Source organism: Salinivibrio sp. MA607 (assembly GCF_001996245.1).
In the GTDB taxonomy this organism is placed as follows: domain Bacteria; phylum Pseudomonadota; class Gammaproteobacteria; order Enterobacterales; family Vibrionaceae; genus Salinivibrio; species Salinivibrio costicola.
Window position 1 is genome coordinate 25,872 of sequence record NZ_MUFJ01000003.1, and the last position, 16,359, is coordinate 42,230.

Genomic DNA, 16,359 nt, shown 5'->3' on the forward strand with positions numbered 1-16,359 from the left:
TTGTTTGACCGTTACGAGGCCGGTGAACAGGCTGTACTCGTTCATATTAATTTTACCCATGATGGCGAGTGGGATGATCTCAGTGAGTTTCAAATGCTGGTTTCGTCCTCGGGTGTCGACGCCTTGCAAGTTGTTGTCGGCAGCCGTCAGTCTCCTCACCCGAAATATTTTGTCGGCGAGGGAAAAGCCCAAGAAATTGCAGAGACCGTGCAGCATGTCGGGGCCGATGTGGTGATCTTTAATCATACCTTGTCTGCCGCCCAAGAGCGCAACCTGGAGCAGCGATTTAAATGTCGAGTATTGGACCGAACAGGCCTCATCCTCGATATTTTCGCGCAGCGTGCACGTACGCATGAGGGTAAATTGCAGGTTGAATTAGCGCAGTTACGGCATCTTTCTACCCGACTCGTGCGTGGCTGGACCCACCTTGAACGTCAGAAAGGGGGGATCGGTTTACGTGGCCCGGGGGAAACCCAATTAGAAACGGATCGTCGCTTATTGCGTGATCGGGTAAAAGCGATTTTGCGTCGGTTAGACAAAGTGGCCAAGCAGCGCGAGCAAGGACGGCGTGCGCGAGCGCGTGCTGAGGTACCAACGGTATCGCTGGTGGGGTATACCAATGCGGGTAAGTCGACGCTGTTTAATCGGATTACCGAAGCTGGCGTTTATGCAGCCGATCAATTGTTTGCTACTTTGGATCCGACCTTGCGTCGGATTGAAGTCGAAGATGTCGGCACCGCGATTTTAGCCGATACCGTCGGTTTCATTCGCCATTTGCCGCATGATTTGGTGGCGGCGTTTAAAGCGACATTGCAAGAAACGCAAGAAGCGAGCTTATTGTTGCATGTGGTTGACGCCAGTGATGAGCGATTGAGTGACAACATTGAGGCTGTTGACAGCGTGCTCGAAGAGATTGAAGCCGCTGATGTGCCACGTCTACTTATCATGAATAAAATAGATAGTCTGGATCAGGCTGAGCCTCGTATTGAACGAGACGACGAGGGCGTGCCGAAAGCCGTATGGGTCTCAGCCTTGTCGGGGCAAGGTATTGCGCTCATCTTTGACGCGCTGACCGAGCGTTTGGCCGGTACCATGGTGCGGCATCGATTACGATTACCGCCAAATCTAGCGGGTCGGATGCAAAGTAAATTTCACCAGATGCGATGCATTGTCAGTGAAGAATACCAAGACGATGGGCATCTATTAGTCGATGTTAGGCTGCCGCAAACAGACTGGCATCGGTTAGAAAAAAGAGAAGGCAACCAGCTTGGCGACTTTATCGTCAGTGAATAGGCTGCTAGAGTAAAAAATTATCGTCAGATCAATTTGATGGAGTGCGCGAATGGCGTGGAATGAGCCAGGAAACAATGGCGGTCCCGACAAAGACCCCTGGGGGAATCGTGGTGGCCGTAATCAAGGACCACCCGATCTTGATGAATTGTTTAATAAACTAAGCCGCAAACTGGGTGGCTTTGGTGGCCGGAAAGGCAAAGGACCTTCTTTCGGTGGCGGAATGGCGGGGCTAGGTGTCCTCGCACTAATCGGTGTTATCGTATGGGGTATTTCCGGTTTCTATACCATTGGCGAAGCGCAGCGTGGTGTGGTGCTTCGGTTCGGTCAGTATGATCGTGTCGTGCAACCTGGCCTTAACTGGAAACCGACGTTTGTTGATACCGTGAGAACGGTTGATATGGAATCAATCCGCTCGCTAAACAGTTCAGGTTTGATGCTGACCAAAGATGAAAACGTGGTCAACGTCGAAATGGATGTCCAATATCGCGTGATGGATGCCCAGCAGTATCTCTACAGTGTCACCAATGCTGATGACAGCTTGCGTCAAGCAACGGATTCAGCGCTTCGTGCGGTCGTGGGTGATTCTGTGATGGATGATATTATCACTCGAGGTCGTCAAACAGTGCGTGAGCGCACCCAAGTTGAGTTGAATCAGATCATTGATAAATACAACATGGGCTTAATTGTTGTCGACGTGAATTTCCAGTACGCACGACCACCAGAGCAGGTAAAAGATGCCTTTGATGACGCCATTGCAGCACGTGAGGATGAAGCGCGCTTTATCCGTGAAGCAGAAGCGTATCGTAATGACGTCTTGCCAAAGGCAACGGGTCGAGCCGAAACGCTGAAAAAAGCCGCATTGGGTTACAAAGCTCGTACGGTCAATGAAGCAGAAGGTGAAGTCTCTCAATTCGAAAAATTGTTGCCTGAGTATATTGAGGCGCCACGCGTGACACGTAATCGCCTGTATATCCAAACCATGGAACAGGTGTACAGCAGTACAAGTAAGGTGATGGTGGATTCGCAAAGCGGAAACAGCAACCTCTTGTATCTCCCGCTGGATAAGTTGATGGGAGGGGCAGCCGTTGGGCCTAACCAGCGTAAAGAAACGTCGAGCAGCCAGTATGGCATTGAGCTGGAGCAAAGCTCTCAGCCAAAACAGCCTGAATCGGCGCCGCGTTCTGGTTCATCACGTGAAGGGAGATACTAAGCATGCGTAAGATGATGATCCCGGTTATAGTCTTAGCGGTCGTGATATTTTTGATGTCGATCTTCGTGGTGAGTGAAGGTGAACGCAGTATTGTGATTCGCTTTGGACGTGTCCTGAAAGTGGATAACGAGATCGCGAAAATCTATCAGCCAGGTTTGCACTTTAAGTTGCCGTTGTTTGACCGAGTGAAGACCCTCGACGCGCGCATTCAAACCATGGATGACCGTGCCGATCGCTTTGTTACTGCAGAGAAAAAAGATGTCATTATCGACTCTTATCTGAAGTGGCGAATTAAAGACTTCGGTCAATACTACCTTGCCACAGGGGGCGGTAATAAGATCACGGCTGAGTCGCTGCTGCAACGTCGTATTTCTGACGGTCTGCGTGCCGAAATTGGTAACAAGACCATCAAAGAGATAGTGTCTGAAAAGCGCGACCAAGTCATGGAAGGTGTGTTGGAGCGTGCCGCGGGTGAGGGGATACGTGATTTAGGGATTGAGCTGGTTGATTTGCGTATCAAGCGTATCAATCTTCCAAGCGAGATCAGTGAATCCATCTATGCCCGTATGCGTGCAGAGCGTGAAGCTGTGGCGCGTCGTCATCGTGCTCAAGGTCGTGAGCAGGCTGAAATTATTCGCGCACAAGCAGAACTTGAGGTAGCCACGATTCTTTCTCAAGCAGAGCGTCAGGCGCGAATCACACGCGGTGAAGCAGAAGCTGAAGTGGCGCAGCTTTTTGCCCGTGCGTTCAAGAAAGAGCCTGAGTTCTATAGTTTTGTACGTTCGCTACAGGCCTATCGAGAGAGCTTTGACAGCAAGGGCGATATGCTGATTGTTGATCCGAAAAGTGACTTCTTCAAATACATGAAGCAGCCAGATGTGATCGATCAATAAATCGTTATCACCGACAGAAAAGACAAGGCATCGTGCCTTGTCTTTTTTTTATCGGGTAATGATTGCGCACAGTAGAGTTCAATAAAGGAGAAGGAATCATGATGACATTCTGGGGGGCGCTCGCGCTAGTATTAATTGTTGAGGGGCTGGGGCCTATGTTATTCCCCAAGCAATGGCGACAAATGGTGACTGAGCTGAGTCAGCAGCCGGATAATCAGTTGCGACGTATCGGAGGATGTTTAGTGGTGATTGGCGCTGTATTCGCCTATTCCATCTTAGGTTAACAAAGCGGCTGTCAGCTTGACGTGACAAACCCATGGAAAGAAAACGACAATACGGTTAAAAAATAACTGCAACCGAGTTTTTAAGGTGCTAGAATCCTTTTTTAACTAGCTGCATATCGAAGAAGATGGGTAATAACGTAGTCGTTCTCGGCACCCAATGGGGTGACGAAGGTAAGGGAAAGATCGTTGATCTTTTGACTGAAGATGCAAAATACGTGGTTCGCTATCAAGGCGGTCACAACGCAGGTCATACTCTTGTCATTGACGGTGAAAAGACCGTCCTACACTTGATTCCTTCTGGTATCCTCCGCAACAACGTTAAATGCATTATCGGTAATGGTGTGGTGCTGTCGCCAGACGCTTTACTGAAAGAAATGGGTGAGCTGGAAGCACGCGGCGTGCCCGTGCGTGAGCGCCTATTCCTATCAGAAGCGTGTCCTTTGATCCTGCCTTATCACATTGCGTTGGATGCAGCGCGTGAAAAAGCGCGTGGCAAGAAAGCCATTGGCACCACAGGCCGTGGTATTGGCCCAGCATACGAAGACAAAGCGGCGCGCCGTGGTTTGCGTGTGGGTGACCTATTCGATAAAGAAGCCTTCGCTGAAAAGCTGAAAGAAGTGATGGAACTCCATAACTTCCAGCTAGAGCACTTCTATAAAGTCGAACCTGTAAGCTATGAAGACACCTTAGCCAAGGTCATGGAGCAAGCAGACATCCTCACCGGTATGGTGATTGATGTCACCCAAGAGCTCGATGATGCGCGTAAACGTGATGACAAAATCATGTTCGAAGGCGCACAAGGCACCTTGCTAGATATTGATCACGGCACTTATCCGTATGTCACCTCCTCAAACACTACCGCTGGCGGTGTGGCTGCAGGCTCTGGTTTTGGTCCTCGTCATCTTGGTTATGTGCTAGGTATCGCCAAAGCCTATTGCACGCGAGTAGGGGCAGGTCCGTTCCCAACAGAACTTGATGACGACATTGGTATGCATCTAGGCACCAAGGGTGCGGAGTTTGGTGCAACCACGGGTCGTAAGCGTCGTTGTGGTTGGTTTGACGCGGTGGCTATGCGCCGTGCTGTACAGATTAACTCGGTCTCGGGTTTTTGTTTGACCAAACTGGACGTGATGGACGGCTTGGAAGAAATCAAAATTTGTACCGGTTACAAGATGGCTGACGGCACCATGGTAGAGGTATCTCCATTGGCTGCGGATGCGTACGCAAACATCGAGCCTGTTTATGAGACTATGCCGGGTTGGAGCGAAAACACCTTTGGGGTGAAGTCACTCGACGAGTTACCACAAGCTGCACTTGATTACATCAAGCGTATTGAAACCTTGACTGGCGTGCCGATTGATCTGATTTCAACTGGCCCAGACCGTAATGAAACCATCATTAAGGTTCATCCTTTCGAGAGCTAATGCTTGCGCGAAGACAAACCATGAGGCCAGCGTTTAACGCTGGCTTTTTTTTTCGCTATTGGATGAGGTTGGAACCCAGATCGCCTGGAAAGCGGAAAAAACTTGCCGCCTTTGCTAAAGTCACTAAGCAGGGTGCCGATACAAAAAAGCACACGGTTAGCGCGCGCGTTGCTGTTGGGTTTCTTGGTTGAATAGCGAGTAGGCATGAAGTTTCGAACGCTGAGTTTTTCACTTTTACTAACGGTAACGACGTTGGCAACAGCAACCGCTAGAGCGGATGTGGGGCCAGCGGTGCCCTTGTATGAAGAAAGTGAACTGATCGCCTTATTCGAGACCAACTCACACCTTGAGCGTGTGGAACAAGATGAATGCCAACTCGTACAAGACATCGAAGTACGGGCAACACGTGTGGGGTCTCCCGCCTATGAGTTCTTGTACGGCGATATGTTGGCGTGGGGCGTATGCGTTGATCAAGATGCCGAGCTCGGCGTGTATTACATGAAACAGGCTGCGCAGCAAGGGTTACCTGCGGCATTGGAGCAGCTAGGGCGATACTATGCGAATGGGACCTTGGTGCAGCAAGATCAACGACGCGCGATTCCTTACCTGCGCGAAGCCGCCTCATTGGGGGATACCCGCGCGCGAATTCAACTGGCCGAGTTGCTCGTGGATGACGTCGGTTCACCGCTTGATTATGAGGATGCTTATCGCTGGTTATATCAGACCATTACCGCAGACTCTGGCACGCGTGATCGTATTGCCGAGTTACGTTCAGCGCTTGAAGCGCGAATGCCTCAGAATATTATCGCTCGCGCTAAAAGACGCACCAGTTACTGGTAACTGCCAGCCTCTGACTGTAGGCGATTTTATCGTCAAAATCCGCTATACTCCCTTTACTCATCTGTTCCCAATCTGATTTGATATGGCCAGTTCGCCATGTTCCTCTCGTTGCCTACAAGCAAAGCGCTGAAACAAAACGTCAAACTGCGATCATCGCGGCGCAATCGCGACAGTTAACAGATATAATGAAATCAACATACGCCAATAGGAAAAGGTCTATGTCGCAAGACACAGGTTCGACAAATAATACGCCAAACAACATCGCTGCGGATCCACACCAGGCCCGTGAAGCTGAAAAATATGAAAATCCGGTTCCCAGCCGAGAGCACTTGCTGGAAGTGATCCGCAGCTTTAAGGCGCCAGTGAGCCGCGACAATCTGTTTACCCATCTCGGTTTAGACGGCGATGATCAGTATGAAGGTTTACGTCGACGCCTGCGTGCGATGGAGCGAGATGGTCAACTCGTGTTTACTCGGCGTAAGTGCTATGCCTTGCCCGAGCGTCTGGATCTGATTAAAGGGACCGTCATTGGTCACCGTGATGGTTTTGGCTTCTTGCGCCCTGAAGGGAAAGGCAATCATGACGATTGGACGTTACCGTATCATCAAATGCGTAGCGTGATGCATGGCGATGTCATTTTGGCGCAAGGCGTGGGCACCGATAAGCGCGGTCGCCAAGAAGCCCGTGTCGTGCGGGTGTTGGAAGCACGTCAAGGCCAAATCGTTGGGCGTTATTTTGTCGAAGACGGTATGGGCTTTGTCGTGCCAGACGATAGTCGCCTGGGCCAAGATATCGTGATTGATAAAGATCACACTCAGGGCGCGCGTATGGGCAATGTAGTGGTGGTTGAGATCATGCAACGTCCTACTCGCCAAACCAACCCAATGGGTAAGATTGTTGACGTGCTGGGCGAAAACATGGCGCCGGGCATGGAAATTGAAATCGCGATGCGCACCCATGATATTCCTCATCAATGGCCGGATGCCGTGCTCAAGCAAGTTAAAAGTTTGAACGAGGAAGTGCCGGAAAAAGCGAAAGAAGGCCGCGTTGATCTACGCGATCTGCCGCTGGTGACCATCGACGGTGAAGATGCCCGTGACTTTGATGATGCGGTCTACTGTGAACGTAAACGTTCTGGTGGCTGGCGTTTGTGGGTGGCAATTGCCGATGTTAGTTACTATGTGCGGCCTGATTCTGCGCTGGATAAAGAAGCGCAAAACCGCGGTAACTCGGTGTACTTCCCCAACCAAGTGGTGCCCATGTTACCAGAAGTGCTTTCCAACGGCCTATGCTCGCTCAATCCACAGGTTGATCGTCTATGTATGGTCTGTGAAATGACAATTTCTGAGTCAGGCGCACTATCCGGCTACAAGCACTATGAAGCGGTGATGAACTCACATGCGCGTTTAACCTACACCAAGGTGTCTAACATCTTAGAGGGTGATGAGACCTTGCGAGAGCGTTATCACACCTTGGTTCCACATCTAGAAACTTTGCACGATATGTACAAGGTGCTCAGTGATGCTCGCCAACAACGCGGCGCCATTGAGTTTGAGACGGTGGAAACCCAATTTATTTTCAACGCACAGCGCAAAATCGACCGTATTGTGCCGGTGGAGCGCAACGATGCGCACAAGATCATCGAAGAATGTATGATCCTTGCCAACGTCGCCTCTGCGCGTTTTGTCGAGAAGCACAAAGAGCCAGCATTATATCGTGTTCACGAAGCACCGGGTGAAGAACGTCTTAGTGGCTTTAAAGATTTCTTAGGCGAGTTAGGCTTAAGCCTGAGTGGCGGCCTAGAGCCGACGCCGAAAGATTACGCGGCACTGATGCACGTGGTCCATGGTCGCGCGGACAGTGAGCTTATTCAGACCATGTTGCTCCGCTCGATGAAGCAAGCGGTGTATCAAGCGGATAACCAAGGTCACTTTGGTTTGGCACTAAAACAATACGCCCACTTTACCTCGCCTATTCGTCGCTATCCGGATTTGCTGTTGCACCGTGCACTCAAATACTTGATTGCCAAACAAGCGGGTAAAAACCAAGACCGTTGGACCCCGACCGGTGGCTACCACTACTCATTTGACGATATGGATGTGCTCGGCGAGCAGTGTTCGAAAACCGAGCGTCGCGCCGATGATGCCACCCGTGATGTGTCGGATTGGCTTAAATGCGAATATATGCAAGATCACGTTGGCGATGAACTGGAAGGCGTGATTGCCAATGTCACCGGCTTTGGCTTCTTTGTTCGCCTCAATGAGCTGCATATCGATGGTTTGGTCCATATCTCCAACCTAGATAACGACTATTACCGTTTTGATATGGTAGGTCAGCGTCTGGTGGGCGAAGGCTCTGGCCGCGTGTTCCGACTTGGCGATCAGGTAACGGTTAAAGTGCTGTCAGTGAATCTTGATGAGCGACAAATTGACTTTGAACTGGTAGGCTCTGAGCGCAAAGCCCGTCGCCCGGGTAAAACCGAACGCGATAAGCGCAAAAAAGGTCGTGCGGAGTCGAATAAAGATCCGCAAGCGCGCCGTGAGCGAACCTCGGTACGCCAACAGCTTAAACGTGGCGCAGTGCCAAGTGTTGAAGGCGATAAGGCGCCGGCGGATAAGCCAAGCAAAAAGAGTAAAGTAAAGTCGCCTGCGCAAAAAGCACGCAAGAAAAAGGCGAAAAAACAAAAAGCCGAAGCGGGTAAGAAAAAGAAGTAAATCATGAGTAGTGAAGTTATTTACGGCATTCATGCCGTCCAAGCGATTTTAGCAACCGATCCTTCCCGCTTTATTGAAGTGATGGTATTAAAAGGGCGTCAAGACGAGCGTTTGGTCCCCGTGCTCAATGACATTGCGATGCTGGGCGTGAGTATTCAGCAAGTGGGCCGCAAAGCGTTAGACGACAAAACTCAAGGTGCGTCGCATCAGGGGGTTGTTGCCCGTGTCAAACCGGGTCGTCAGTACAACGAGAATGACTTGGAGGCGATCCTCGCTAATACCGAGAACCCTTTGTTGCTGGTACTTGACGGTGTCACCGACCCGCATAATTTGGGGGCTTGCCTGCGCACTGCCGATGCAGCCGGAGTGAGTGCGGTCATCGTTCCGAAAGATAAATCTGCTCAGCTTAACGCGACGGCCCGCAAAGTGGCCTGTGGCGCAGCTGAAGTGGTGCCTTTGGTGCGTGTTACTAACTTGGCGCGTTCAATGCGGACGCTCAAAGAGCAGGGCGTGTGGTTTGTGGGCACCGCCGGTGAAGCCGATCATGATGTTTACGACACCAAATTGGTGGGGCCGCTAGCCTTAGTGATGGGCGCGGAAGGAGACGGCATGCGCCGTTTGACCCGTGAAACCTGTGATGAGCTAATTCGTATTCCCATGTCAGGAAGCGTATCGAGCTTGAACGTATCCGTGGCAACTGGTGTCTGTTTGTATGAAGCGGTGCGTCAGCGTCGTTAAGTGCCTTGTCTCTTGTCCACCGTTGAAGAAAAACGCCCCTGTTGGGGCGTTTTGTCATTGAGGGAAGAGAGAAACCGTTACAGCAATTGCCAGACCGCGGCGCTGCCCGGCTTTTCGCCTTGCGTCCACCACTTGGCTTGGTAGCGTTGGTTGTTATATTCAACTTCAGCACCGCCGGAATAAGCGACGGTCGCTTGCCATTCACTGCTTTGGTTGGCTTGGCTATCCCCGACGCGCTCCCATGGATCGCCTTGGTCTGGGCGCTGGCCTTTGGTCCACCACTTGGCGCGATACTCAACCCCTTGATACAGGACGCGATCGCCGCCGACATACACGGTGTTTTCATCCCACGTTGGTAAGCCACTGGCCGGCGTCACGGTTACCGTGAATTGCGCTTGCGTGGTTTTGTCGCCATCGCTGACCTCGACCGTGACCACATAGTCGCGATTCTCCGTCACGGTGGGTGCCGTTAGCGTCACCTGATCACCGCTGCCAGAAACGGCCAGATCGCCGGATGCACGGTAGGTGTAGCTGAGTGTATCGCCATCTGGGTCGTTTGCCTCAATCGTCACGCGGGTTTGCTCACCGCTTTTCAGGCTAACTGGGGCGATAGGTGCCACGGTAGGGGCTTGGTTTTCACCCGGTACCACCACCTCGATAGTCGCATTGGCCTCGGCACGGGCTTGACCATCCGAGACTGTCACTGACAGCGGATACTCGGTGCTGGTGCTCACATCCGGTGCGGTGACCGTGACGGTATTCGTGTCGCCGTTGGTCAGTGCCAACGCGGCATCACCTTGCCAGCGATAGGTCAGTGCATCGCCATCCCGATCGCGCCCATTGGCCGCAATGGTTAATGATTCTCCCGGCGCCAGCGTATAGCTTTGTTGTGCGATACTCACAGTTGGGGCGTTGTTGACTGGCGGCTGACCATCCTGTGCTAAGCCCTCGTGCATCGCATTGAGGATATCGCCATTGTCGGCATCTATTTCCCAGGCAAACAAACCGGCGAAGTTGTGATTACGCACATACTGGCCTTTGGCTTTGACCGAGCGGGGGGTGTCGTAAGTGACCAGCTTGCCGTTGTCAGGGTTCCAAATGTAGGCCGCTTCAGCTTGCTCATCATAACCGGTTTGAAAGCCATTGATGCCGTTACCCGCGCTGCCGAGCATTGATGTGACGACGCCTTTGTAGTCAATCACGCCCGCTTCCCAAATACCATCAGCGGTGCTGCCTTTGATCGGGCCGTTACCGGGCGCGGTCATCGGGTTGCTAGGATCGGTTGCATTGGCAGGGAAAACGCCTTCCCAGCCACGACCGTACATCGCGGTACCGATCACCATTTTTTCCGGTGGCACGCCGCTTTCTAGCAGTAATTGCACGCCATTATCGAGCGTGTAAGCAGGGCCTTTGCGGGGCTCGCCGTTATCATCGACGCCAGTGCCATCACATTCATCCGCACTCATGTGGCTGCCACAGTAAATGGCGGTTTGGTGACCGGTGACATTATTCCATGCGCCGAAAAAGTCGTAGGTCATGGCAAAGATGTAATCCATGTACGGCGCGCTGGCGCTGTAATCGACGTTGGCGATTTTGTCATAACCGGCACCGACGGCCGAGGTGAGTTGGTACTCACGGCCCGTGTCGGCTTCGAGCTCATCCAACATCGCGCGCAGCTCACGCATTAAGGCCGCGTAGGCTTGGCTATCCTTATCTTGGTCACCTAAATCAGGGTTGGCACCGCCACCGCCTGGGTATTCCCAGTCAATGTCGACCCCATCGTAGAATTTCCAGGTTTGCAGGAACTCTTTCATTGAGGCGACAAAGACGTCACGGTTGGCCTTGTCGGTGAAATCATAGAAGGGGTCGGATAGGGTCCAGCCGCCCACGGAGGGGAGAATTTTCAGATCAGGGTAGCGCTGCTTGAGCGCCATCATTTGCGCGTAGGTGCCACCTATCGGATCTTTGGCCGGTGTGCCGGGCAGCTTTTTCTGAATCGCCGCCCATGGGTCATGGATTGCCACTTCATAGTCTTCTGAGCCTTGGCAAGCGAGCTCAAGTGCGCGCAAGCTGTTGCCATTTTCGATGTCGCCCAATGACTCATTGGGGCCACAAATGGGGATAAAGCCATACAAGATGTGGGTGAGATTCCCCGCGGGCACCTGACTGACATCGAAGTTACGACCATAAATGCCCCATTCGACAAAGTATGCCCCCACCACGGTATCAGGCTGTTTGGGATAGTCATTGTTGTTCGGGTCGACATTCATCGGCAGTGGGTCAAGATGGACGCCGTCGGTGTCTGCGATGACGATGGGTTTGGCGGCACTGGTCGCACACTGACCATCGACGCCCCCTTCACACAAGGCGAGTTTAAGCTGGTGACGACCGCCTTTGTCATAGGGGAAAGTGACTGTGCCGGATTGGGTGCCTGCCGGTAAAGTGCCTTGATTGACCACCTGATCGTCAAAGTACACCTTGTAGCTGTCACCGCCATCACCGGACCAGGCATTCCATTTAATTTCAATTTGGACTTCATCCACGCGCTGCACCAGATCTTTGTACGATCCGCGGCCATATTCATCGACTTCAACAAAAGAATAGTTTTGTGGCTTCCAGTCCAAACTTGGGGTTGAAGGGGCCGCCACGGCGTGGCTGGCGCCCAGTGCCCCAGCAATCGCCAGAGAGAGTAGGGTCATTGGCTTCATGTTTGCTCCTTATTGTGTCACGCGTTGCCAAACAAGGGCAGCGCCGGGTTGCTCGTTTCTAGTCCACCATTTTGCTTGGTAGATGTTATCGCCGTAGCGCACGCGATCCTTGGCCACATAGACCTCAGATGCGCGCCATGCGGGCAGGTTGCTGGTGGGTTCGTCGGTAGCCGGGATCACCGACAGGTTGAAGCTATAGCTATCGTGATGGCTAAAGACTTGGTTTTGCACCACGTCATCGGCATTAAACTGGATCTCGCCGTGGCGCATCACCCCGATACGTAAGGGCTCGTTAGCCTGTTGCTCGATAAGGCTGGCCAGCGCGTGTGGCCAATTCGTCACATTTTGGTCCGTCAGGGTGAGTGTGACATCCACCACTTCTTGGCCTTGGCGATTGTGCAAGCGGGCCCGCACGCGATCGCCCAATGCTGCCATTTGTGGATGTTGGACAAAGTATCCTAGCTCGTGCCATTGGGCGGGTGCGGTCTGACTAGGGGTGATGGTAATGTCGGCACAGTTGTAGAAGCCTTCTCCGGCCGGATCAATACGTTGCCAACGGCTATAGATAATGGCATCACCTTGACGATCGGCGGGCAGGGTCACGGTCATCTCATAATACCGGTTACCGTTATCGCCGATCACAATGGGCAGATCGCCAAAGGTGTCGATCTTTTCGAGATCATCCCACGTCAGCGCATCGGTCGCGCCGTTGTAATCTGGCTTGGTCAGATAAATTTCCCAGAAACTTGGATCGTGAGGAGTGGTGGCGCGAAAGCGCACGTCAATTTGGCCATTGCCATCTGGGGTGATCTCGGTCCGTTGCCAATCCGGTGAGGGCAAACTGATCCCGGCTTTATTAGGATCGCCGGCACCACATAAGTTGCCATCGGTAACGGCCGCTTTCACCGCATCCATATTGCGATAATCCGCCACCAATTGCGCCGATTCATGGTGTTGTACAAACGGGTAGTGCCCCGATTCTAAGAACGCAGTGCGACAGGCGGCGTTGGGGATTCGTGAACCATCTGAAGGCCACCAATAGCCCCCTTGCTCGTGACAAATCGCTTGGCGGGCTTTGGGGCTTTCCAAATAACCATGCGCCATCACCTGTGTGCTGCTTGCGACCAGCGCAAGGGCCACGGCGGTGCGGCAGGAAAGTTGAGTAAACGAAGACTTGAACATAACGACTCTTTAACGGGGGCACGCGGCCCCCGCATTCAAGACCAGAAATGGATTAGAGGCTGCAGACTTGGCGCCAAGCTTGACCACCGGGTGCCGCTTGGGTCCACCACTTGGCTTCCCATACCGCCTCTTGGTAGATAAGTTGGTCGCCACCGCTGGCATGATTGACCCCGTTAGGCCAGTTGGGGTAGGTACTCAGGCTGGCGATATCGACGCCAGGACACTGAGACTCTCCGCCACTTTGGCTGGTGCTACCGGGGAGCGCAGGCGGAAGGCTTGGATACTCCTGCTTCACCGCATAGCGCTGGCCATCTTTTTCGATGGTGATATTGGTTGGGTTGGTGATAGGCATGTAGTACATCACCTGAGCGTCCAAGGTTTCACCCGGCTTAAAGCTTTGCTCTATACCACCCCATTCGTTAATCAAGGTGATGGCAAAGCGATGATGGGTGGCATCAAACCCGCCGATGTTGTTACCACTGGCATTGCTGCTATCACGCACCACTTCCATGCGCAGCTTTTTCTGGGCGTTCCAGTCAGACTTAAAAATGGCCGAGGTAGACACTGGCACATCAAAGCTGATGGTGGCGCCCGATAAGTCCAGATCGGAGTGGTTGGTAAAGCGGAACGTGGGGCGAATAGGGTAGTTGTCATCGCCCACTGGGAAGTTCAGCGCGTCAAACGTGACATCCACTTGCTCGCTTGGCACTTGGAAGTTGGCATCGCCACGTTGTAGTGAGTAGTCGCTGCCCGCCTGCTTAAAGGTTTGGTACGCCAGAGAGGTCAGGGTGTCACCCATAAAGTAGGCTTGACGCTGATCATCATAGCGATAATCCCCCGCCAGCTCCCAGAACATCACCCCGCCTAGACCCCTATTGACCACGTAGTCGACCTTTTCGGCCATCGAGGTTTCGTCTTCCATCGACAGGAATACGCGTTTTTCTTCGTTCCAAACCCACGGCGCTTTGGCGATGTCATCGTAGTAACGCTGATAACTACCAGTAAGGCGATCAGTGGGGTCTTGCTCAGGATCAAGTCCGTATTCCGCCGCATAGGCCGGTAGTTTGCCGTCGAGCAAGTTTTTCACATGCCATAAAGGGTTGGAGCCAGCAGGCACTTCGGTGCCGAGCTCATCCACATCATGCCAAAGGTTATCTATCCCGATTGCACCGTTGCCGCATTTGTTTTTCTCACCGACGCCGGTGCCGGCTGGGCACTCGCTCTGGTTTGGCAATGGTGCGCGTCCCCAAAGACCTTTGTCGCCACCTTGCACGTCTTTAAAGCCGCGGGTGTAATACGGGATACCGATATTGATGCGGCCGGGAGACATACCGCCCATAAAGTAGGTGGCTGCCCAATCGGTATTTAAATAGCCAATCCCTTCAAATTCAGGGGTTTGGTAGACATTCCACTGTTTAAGTTCGGAATCCTCTCCGGTGTCATACAGCGGCGCTTGATGGCCAACATGATCGTTCCATGCCCCGTGCAGATCATAGCTCATGATGTTGACGTAATCTAAGTATTGGGTGGTTTGGAAGGTTTCCATCCCGCGCAATAAGTAACCCGATGACGGTGCGGCAATGGTCAGCATATAGTGCTTGCCATCTTGCGCGCTGGCTTTATCGAGCGCTTCACGCAGCGACTTCATCAGTACTTGATAGGATTTATTCAAGTGCGCGCGACGTGGGTTGGAGTACTCGAAATCGTCAGGGTGGCCTGAGTCTTTCATCGACGATGGGTATTCATAATCAATGTCTAGACCATCAAAGCCATACTGGCGCAAGAAGGCGACGGCACTGTCGGTGAAAGCTTTAATGCCAGCGTGGTTGACGCTGCCATCGGCATTGGTGGTCATGGTGTAGAAGCCACCACTATCAACGCGCTCGCCGTTTTCATCGAAGTAGCCCCCGGTTTCGGCCCAGCCACCCACGGAGATCAGTGTTTTCACGTCGGGGTGCTGCTTTTTATACTTGTTGAGTAAGTTAAAGTGGCCTTTGTACGGCAGGGTTGGATCCATCTCTGCGCCGGCCACGCCCGGCCAGGTCATTTGGGTCGCGGGGTTATCGGGGGCATTGGGATCGCCGATAGACAGTTGGTTGTCCGCGTTGATGTGGGCAAAGGCGTAGTTAATGTGGGTGATCTTGTCCCAAGGAATATCGCTGACTAAATAAGCAGGCTGGCCGTTGGCACCGTTTCGCCAGCTAGTGAAATAACCGATGACACGGCGAGGGTGATCGGCCCCCATGTCTTCAAGGCCGTTTTCGTCATACACAGAGCAATACGGCACCTCGACATCTGGGGTGGTGTATAAACCAGCCGGACGACAGGCATACTCATCGCCGCCGGTTTGGTCATCACCCACCACCTGTTGCAATGTCTGGATGTCGGTAGCGCCTTTGTCGTCGGTCACGGTGAGAGTAAATGTAAAACGACCCGTTTGTTCGGCTTGCCAGCGAATGGCGGTTGCTTCTGCACCTTCATACAATAGGGTGTCGCCTTGTGAGAGCGCGAATGAGGTCACTGTGCCATCCGTGTCTGTCCCGGCGAGGGTGAAGGTGAGTGTGTCACCAACCTCAATCGGTCCAGACGGAGAGACGGTTAAGGTTGCGGTAGGGGCTTGGTTGACGCTGCCCGCGCACTGGCCGAGGATTTTCCACGCTTTCCATTCGCCAGATTGGGTGGCCGGGTCGGCTTGCGTCCACCACCTCGCTTCATAGGCGGTGTTATCTGTTTTTTACTTGATCCCCTTTAGTGTAGGTATTGCCATTCTGCCAATCGGATAATGGCTGGCAATCAACTGCAGCGTGTACGCTGGGGCTACTTAATGCGAGCCCTGCCAAACCAAGTGCGACCATACGCGATGGTGTTACTATCTTCATATTTTGCTCCAAAAATTTTTGAAACGAATTTCATCAATACAGTCAGTGATTGATGAGGTCTTCCCCTACGCTTTTTGCACTAAAAACGGCTTTTCCGCTCAAGCATAGGCAATAAAAAGATTATTTTGGGCATTAACTGCCAAGAAAAGGAGGCGGGAATGTCATAATTTGAGCGTGGGTTCATAAATTAATTA

At 52.5% G+C, this 16,359-nt stretch carries 11 protein-coding genes and 1 pseudogene; 8 read left to right on the forward strand and 4 right to left on the reverse strand.

Going from position 1 to position 16,359, the window contains the following annotated elements; all coding sequences use genetic code 11:
* The 8 genes from hflX to rlmB all read left to right on the forward strand — a co-directional run bounded on the left by hflX (nucleotide 1) and on the right by rlmB (nucleotide 9,396).
* Nucleotides 1-1,293 carry a ribosome rescue GTPase HflX gene (gene hflX, locus BZG81_RS02195; protein WP_021023480.1) on the forward strand — a complete coding sequence of 431 codons (1,293 nt, stop codon included), beginning with the start codon at nucleotides 1-3 and terminating at the stop codon, nucleotides 1,291-1,293.
* A 49-nt stretch (nucleotides 1,294-1,342) separates the two neighbouring features.
* A complete protein-coding gene (hflK, locus tag BZG81_RS02200) occupies nucleotides 1,343-2,503 on the forward strand; it encodes an FtsH protease activity modulator HflK (protein WP_077669286.1) in 1,161 nt (386 codons plus the stop codon).
* Nucleotides 2,504-2,505: 2 nt separating this feature from the next.
* Complete coding sequence (hflC, locus tag BZG81_RS02205; RefSeq protein WP_077669285.1) at nucleotides 2,506-3,396, forward strand: protease modulator HflC; 891 nt, start codon at nucleotides 2,506-2,508, stop codon at nucleotides 3,394-3,396.
* A gap of 98 nt (nucleotides 3,397-3,494) precedes the next feature.
* Entirely contained in the window at nucleotides 3,495-3,680 is a 186-nt protein-coding gene (locus BZG81_RS02210; protein WP_021023483.1) for a DUF2065 domain-containing protein, read from the forward strand.
* A gap of 125 nt (nucleotides 3,681-3,805) precedes the next feature.
* Nucleotides 3,806-5,104 carry an adenylosuccinate synthase gene (locus BZG81_RS02215; RefSeq protein WP_025744518.1) on the forward strand — a complete coding sequence of 433 codons (1,299 nt, stop codon included), beginning with the start codon at nucleotides 3,806-3,808 and terminating at the stop codon, nucleotides 5,102-5,104.
* Nucleotides 5,105-5,308: 204 nt separating this feature from the next.
* Nucleotides 5,309-5,944: a flagellar protein MotX gene (gene motX / locus BZG81_RS02225; protein WP_021023486.1), complete on the forward strand. Its 636-nt coding sequence runs from the start codon at nucleotides 5,309-5,311 to the stop codon at nucleotides 5,942-5,944.
* 218 nt (nucleotides 5,945-6,162) lie between these two features.
* On the forward strand, nucleotides 6,163-8,658 hold the full coding sequence (gene rnr, locus BZG81_RS02230; protein ID WP_077676633.1) for a ribonuclease R: 2,496 nt from the start codon (nucleotides 6,163-6,165) through the stop codon (nucleotides 8,656-8,658).
* Nucleotides 8,659-8,661: 3 nt separating this feature from the next.
* The gene (gene rlmB, locus BZG81_RS02235; RefSeq protein WP_077676634.1) at nucleotides 8,662-9,396 is read left to right on the forward strand and encodes a 23S rRNA (guanosine(2251)-2'-O)-methyltransferase RlmB; all 735 of its coding nucleotides are present in this window, start codon (nucleotides 8,662-8,664) and stop codon (nucleotides 9,394-9,396) included.
* A gap of 77 nt (nucleotides 9,397-9,473) precedes the next feature.
* Here the strand turns inward: rlmB and BZG81_RS02240 are convergent, their stop codons facing one another.
* From BZG81_RS02240 to BZG81_RS02250, 4 genes and pseudogenes are all read right to left on the reverse strand, one after another.
* Nucleotides 9,474-12,104: a glycosyl hydrolase family 18 protein gene (locus BZG81_RS02240; RefSeq protein ID WP_077676635.1), complete on the reverse strand. Its 2,631-nt coding sequence runs from the start codon at nucleotides 12,102-12,104 to the stop codon at nucleotides 9,474-9,476.
* A 9-nt stretch (nucleotides 12,105-12,113) separates the two neighbouring features.
* Nucleotides 12,114-13,286 carry a lytic polysaccharide monooxygenase gene (locus BZG81_RS02245; RefSeq protein WP_077676636.1) on the reverse strand — a complete coding sequence of 391 codons (1,173 nt, stop codon included), beginning with the start codon at nucleotides 13,284-13,286 and terminating at the stop codon, nucleotides 12,114-12,116.
* Nucleotides 13,287-13,338: 52 nt separating this feature from the next.
* Entirely contained in the window at nucleotides 13,339-13,647 is a 309-nt protein-coding gene (locus BZG81_RS15890; RefSeq protein ID WP_443216215.1) for a cellulose-binding domain-containing protein, read from the reverse strand.
* A pseudogene (locus tag BZG81_RS02250) lies at nucleotides 13,621-16,141 on the reverse strand (glycosyl hydrolase family 18 protein); the annotation flags it as partial. The pseudogene BZG81_RS02250 and the gene BZG81_RS15890, both read right to left, overlap by 27 nt.
* Nucleotides 16,142-16,359 lie beyond the last annotated feature (218 nt).

Bases quoted from the DNA above. Each gene is read 5' to 3' on its own strand.
- hflK (WP_077669286.1), top strand. From the start codon at position 1,343: ATGGCGTGGAATGAGCCAGGAAACAATGGCGGTCCCGACAAAGACCCC.
- hflC (WP_077669285.1), top strand. From the start codon at position 2,506: ATGCGTAAGATGATGATCCCGGTTATAGTCTTAGCGGTCGTGATATTT.
- BZG81_RS02210 (WP_021023483.1), top strand. From the start codon at position 3,495: ATGATGACATTCTGGGGGGCGCTCGCGCTAGTATTAATTGTTGAGGGG.
- BZG81_RS02215 (WP_025744518.1), top strand. From the start codon at position 3,806: ATGGGTAATAACGTAGTCGTTCTCGGCACCCAATGGGGTGACGAAGGT.
- motX (WP_021023486.1), top strand. From the start codon at position 5,309: ATGAAGTTTCGAACGCTGAGTTTTTCACTTTTACTAACGGTAACGACG.
- rnr (WP_077676633.1), top strand. From the start codon at position 6,163: ATGTCGCAAGACACAGGTTCGACAAATAATACGCCAAACAACATCGCT.
- rlmB (WP_077676634.1), top strand. From the start codon at position 8,662: ATGAGTAGTGAAGTTATTTACGGCATTCATGCCGTCCAAGCGATTTTA.
- BZG81_RS02240 (WP_077676635.1), bottom strand. From the start codon at position 12,104: ATGAAGCCAATGACCCTACTCTCTCTGGCGATTGCTGGGGCACTGGGC.
- BZG81_RS02245 (WP_077676636.1), bottom strand. From the start codon at position 13,286: ATGTTCAAGTCTTCGTTTACTCAACTTTCCTGCCGCACCGCCGTGGCC.
- BZG81_RS15890 (WP_443216215.1), bottom strand. From the start codon at position 13,647: ATGTACTACATGCCTATCACCAACCCAACCAATATCACCATCGAAAAA.